Below are 5,128 nucleotides of genomic sequence, written 5' to 3' on the forward strand. Positions count from 1 at the left end.
ATATAATGCAGCGTCCGCTTTCGTAAGAAGAGACTGAAAGTCTTTTTCATTTATACATTCTCGATAAACAACTCCTATACTGACAGTCATCTGTAATCCTGTTTCAGCAAGAAGGCATGGAGCATGCTCTACCGTTTGGCGAATTTTCTCAGCCAGATCGATAGCCATCTTTTCATCAATAGCAACAACGGTAATCGCAAATTCTTCTCCGCCGACGCGGCCAAAAATCTGGTCGGGACAAAGCACATCAGAAATAGCAGCAGTCACGGCGACAAGAGCTGCGTCTCCCGTAAAATGGCCATACGTGTCGTTGATATCCTTAAAACGATCAAGGTCTATCATAAGTATGGCAACGCCGTTGCTCTTCTGGTTTTCTACAACGTCCTTAATCAAGGCCGCGCTTCTCTCCAGATAGGCCTGGCGGCTCAGAACATGCGTTAGACTATCCCAAGTAATGGATTGATTCAGTCGCGCCACCAAAGCGCGTTGCGTGTTCATGATGGCTGCTACTGTAAGAGGGCCAAGTACCAGAAAAGAAAGACCAAGCCGAAAGGAAACGGTTACACCAATAGTCTCATGCGCCTGATGAAAATTCAGAAGCCCGGCTTCTACAATTCCCATCACCGTGACGTTAAAAATCAGGACGACAAGACACATAGGCAGAACGCTGTAGGTCAGGGCACACCACAGCAGGGCAGGGACGGGGAAAGCAATTGCGCCAGGACCGCCAGTGAGGGTAGCGAGAACTACTGATGCTCCCAGACTTACAATAGGCGCGATATTGAAGCCTGGCGTTACCAACACACTGCGCCAGCCTGCATTCACAAGATCCGAAAACCATTTTTTTCCTGCAAAACAGACAGGAAGCAAGACGAGATAGCGGTTCAGCTCACTACTGAACCACAAGATAAAGCGCCCCCACGGGGTACTGCCGGGAAGAGAAAATGCAATTCCTGTTCCCACTAACGCTGCGGCTCCTGCCGCGCCTGAACAAACCAGCAGTAAGGCGAGAACAGACTGGGGACCATCCAACTCTGTCTCTTGTCGTTCCAAGCGCCGGAACAAGATGTACCCCATACCAACGCCAGCCAGGTTTGCCGTTGTGAGCCAGGCATTTGTAAAAAGCGGATCAGCCATTATCCACCCAGCCAGTAAGTAACCGACAGAGGCACTGATCCAGCAACTTTTTTGGCTAAAGCGAGGGTAAGTAATCATCAGCCAAAGCAACAGTGCATTTGCTGGCCAGATCTGAGCAAGCTGCCCAATATAGCGCGAAGATATACCTACTATTGCTGCAACGAATACAACGATGCCGACAAAAAGAAACGGTGGGCACTTTTTTGTCAGACGTAAAAGCATGAAAAAAATCAGACTATCCCAAATTTACAATAAGCGGACCCTTTGAAGTCTGCATCAAACATGTTTTCCAAACCATTAAGAAGCGCCTATGCGTGCCCGAAGATACCCCGATAAAGACTTACAAACAGAGCATGTCATATTCTTTGACCTAAAAAATAACAAAGTCACTTTTCATGATAGAGTATTTCACCATCCTCCCAATGACCCGTATCTCCCTAGCTCATTTGAAGCTCGACCGGCCCCAAAGCCGGTACTCATTGACATAGAACCGTGTACTTTTCCGTCCTTGAGGCCATCTTTCCCATTGCTCTCTGGAGCAGCAGAATGAACAGGTTTCAAAAGGTCGTCCCGCACATCTCGATGGGGAGAAGGTGCACATCCCGCCATCATACTCAAACAGACAATGGCCAGCCTGTGAAATCGCAAGGCAGTAACCTTTCAAGATGATAATCCTGCCCGCGGGCGCTCTCAAAGCTTCTCAGCGAGCATTTCCCATAGCTGTATCAAAGAGAAAGGCACGTTTTAATGGCTCAGACGCCCTGAGAGACGTTTTGCTGCTTTTCGAAAAGCTTCATAAAAATCCGGGTCAATAGAGATTTCCCCGCCCGAGAAGCCGATGAAGCCGTCTACCATGCCATTTTGTAGAAGGCCTTCAGAATGAACCAACATTCCATCTGGATCTTCCTGACTGCCTGAAGCGGGCGCCCCGTCCTCGCCCCTCGCTCGAAGCGACTGCTTCCAGGATTTTTCCCAGTATGCTTCAACTTTTTCGGGATACAGTCGTCCGTCAACTGTATAGCCCTCCATCGGCTTGCCCAAACCGTGCATATAACCGATTTCCACGGCAGTGCCTGGATCCATGTCCGCCGCACGACGGAACGGATCCACACAGAACAGGCCTGCATCACACTGATCCATCAATGCTCGGTCAGCGCGGACAAATGCCAGAATGGTCTCCCGTCCTGGCGGCATCAGACGAGCTTCTTCTTGCCCGTCAAACGGAGCAATCCCTTCAAGCCCATACTCCGCACAAATAGCTTTGAGGCGCTCGAATATGGAGAGAGCATCAGGTCGAAAGACGAGATCTCCGGCAAGATAGACGGAAGGAATTTTTGTCTGCATGACCATGGGCCCTACCATGCGTTTTCCGCAGACAAAACCTCTTCTTTTTGCGTTACCAAAATTAATTCACGTATCCTGAATGTTACGAAGCGCTGAATATATCCGACGATACCGGCGATAGGCCGCAGCATATTCATTTTGAAGGCCAGCTTCAGGATCAGTTGCCGAGACACGTTCTGGAGACGTGCAGACGCTCTCTACACTTTCACCTGTTGCCGCAAGACGCGCCAACCTGGCAGCCCCGAATGCGCCACCATGCTCTCCATGTGCCAGGCAATGGAGCCGCAAATCCAGCACAGACGCCAGAATGGAAATCCAGAATGGGCTGCGCGAGCCCCCGCCGATAACGTCGGCTTCCTGAATGGAAGATCCTGACACCTTCAGCCCCTCAAGGGCGTCCCGGAAAGAGAATGCCACCCCCTCTAATACTGCCTGCGTCAGCTCAGAACGGCTTGTGTCCTGTGAAAGCCCGATAAATGCCCCTCGAATGGTCCCATCGTTGTGAGGCGTTCTTTCTCCAGACAAATAAGGGGCAAACAAGACTGGAGAAGGGTGGGACGGTTTTTCCGGAAGTTCAGCCAGCAGATCAGCTTCTTTCATCCCACAGGTTCTTGCCCACCAGGCAAGCGAAGCCGCGGCAGACAGAGTGACCCCCATCTGATGCCAGGTCTTGGGAACAGCGTGACAAAACGCATGGATGGCAGACTGATGCTCCGGACGAAATTCGTTGGTCGTCACCCAAACAACACCAGACGTTCCCAGCGAGATAAACGCATCGCCATTGCGGATTGCACCAAGCCCAACAGCTCCCGCAGCGTTATCGCCCGCACTGCCGGCAAAGACCGGGGAAGCAACCATTCCCCAACGTTTGGTGAGCTCTTCATTCAGGTACCCTGCTGGCGCAGTCCCCTCACGGAGCTCAGGCATGTTGGCACATGTCAGGCCCGTTGCCTTCAAAGCTTCAGGTGACCATTCACGTTTTCCCACATCCAGCCAGAGAGTGCCTGAAGCATCGGACATGTCTTCAATCATCTGGCCCGTCATTCTGTAGCGCAGCCATGCCTTGGGAAGGAGAACATGCTGAATACGTTCGAAAATTTCAGGTTCATGCCGCGCAACCCACAGAATTTTTGGAGCGGTAAAGCCAGGCATTGCAACGTTACCCGTAATCTCTCGACTGCGGGGGAAACGCTCTTCAAAAAGCGCACATTCCGCCTCTGAGCGGGTATCATTCCAAAGAATACACGGGCGCAGAACCTCTCCCGCAGAGTCCAGCAAAACTGCACCATGCTGCTGGCCGGAAAGACCAATACCCCGTATGGCAGAAACAGCTTCTGGAACTCTGGACTTTAAGTGGTCGATGCCACGACAGGTCGCAGTCCACCAGTCTTCCGGAGCCTGTTCGCTCCATCCATCGTATGGCCGACTGACTGTCAGACCCTCTGTATGAGACGCAACTTCCTGTTGGTTCTCGTCCACCAACAAAACCTTGATTCCGGAAGTTCCGACGTCAATTCCCAGAAACATGCCTATGTCCCAAACCAGAGTTTAAAATCCGGAGCTTAGCGCATAGTCTCAAAGAATAGGCAGGGCACAATCTAGTGACCGGTTTCTTGAGTTCGTAACCATAAAAAAGCCACCGGGATTATTCTGCCACAGCAGCCTCGCTGACCTGAAAAGCGTGACATGCAAGATCAGCCAACTCAAGCACAAGGTCATCTATATCGTTTTTAACCTGTTCAAACCCACGCGAAGGCTGAAGGGTGGCCGGATTCAAATAACGGGATCGGCATATTTCGAGCTGAAGGGCATGAATGCCCTCAGATGGCTGGCCATAATGTCGGGTGATGTAGCCCCCCGCGTAAGGCACATTCCTTCGAACAGCGTATCCTCTGCCTGAAAAATACTGCTCCACATACTCTGTGAGAGCGGGGGAGCATGATTTGCCATGCAGATCACCCAGAACCATGTCGCAGCTTTTCGCCTGATGCAGGCGGGGCATTGAATGAGCCTCTAGAAGAATTACCGACCCAAACTGTTTTTGCATTTCGTACAAAAGATTCTGAAGGGCCTGATGATAGGGGACCCACGATGCAACCAGGCGCCTTTGAACTTCATCCAGTGGCAGGCAGTGCGTATAGATTGGTCGTCCTTGCGTGGCACAACGCGGAATAACCCCGAAACCTGCACGGACTTTCGAGGTCTGCAGCAGACCAGTGGCGGAAAGGGAAGGTTTGAACATTCCCGAATCCAGTTCACGACAATCCCGATTAACGTCACACCAGATCCGTGGAAATTCCGTTGTCAGCAATGTTCCCCCGATGGATGGAACACATTCGAACAACTGATCGACAAACCTGTCTTCTGTCTGCTGAAGCTCCCACAATGAAAGCCGACTGCTCTCCAGAAAATCCTGAAAATATTTCTGTCCGGAATGCGGAGAAGAAACCACAAGAGGAATGGCCGTTTTCTGAGGCTTTTGAATGATTACAGCAGGATAGGGGGAAGGGTCAGTCATAACCTCAGTGCATTTTTTTTGTTCAAGGGGGTTGTCACCCACATTCGAGACAGCTAAACACCGCCTCACCGGATCGGGGGCGCATAGCTCAGCGGTAGAGCACTACCTTGACATGGTAGGGGTCACAGG

Annotated in this window: 4 protein-coding genes; all 4 read right to left on the reverse strand. The window is 51.2% G+C overall.

The genetic code is table 11. From position 1 onward, the window contains the following. Positions 1 to 1,359: diguanylate cyclase domain-containing protein (locus ABF979_RS16350; protein ID WP_415560744.1), on the reverse strand; the 1,359-nt coding region annotated here is incomplete at its 3' end. A 522-nt stretch (positions 1,360 to 1,881) separates the two neighbouring features. Then, entirely contained in the window at positions 1,882 to 2,481 is a 600-nt protein-coding gene (locus ABF979_RS16355) for a nucleoside 2-deoxyribosyltransferase (protein ID WP_415560747.1), read from the reverse strand. Positions 2,482 to 2,547: 66 nt separating this feature from the next. After that, complete coding sequence (xylB, locus tag ABF979_RS16360) at positions 2,548 to 4,008, reverse strand: xylulokinase (RefSeq protein ID WP_415560745.1); 1,461 nt, start codon at positions 4,006 to 4,008, stop codon at positions 2,548 to 2,550. A 118-nt stretch (positions 4,009 to 4,126) separates the two neighbouring features. Next, positions 4,127 to 4,999, reverse strand: a complete 873-nt coding sequence (locus ABF979_RS16365) for an N-formylglutamate amidohydrolase (RefSeq protein ID WP_415560746.1) — start codon at positions 4,997 to 4,999, stop codon at positions 4,127 to 4,129. Between the last annotated feature and the right edge of the window lie 129 nt (positions 5,000 to 5,128).

This window comes from Gluconobacter sp. (assembly GCF_047723935.1).
Classification (GTDB): domain Bacteria; phylum Pseudomonadota; class Alphaproteobacteria; order Acetobacterales; family Acetobacteraceae; genus Gluconobacter.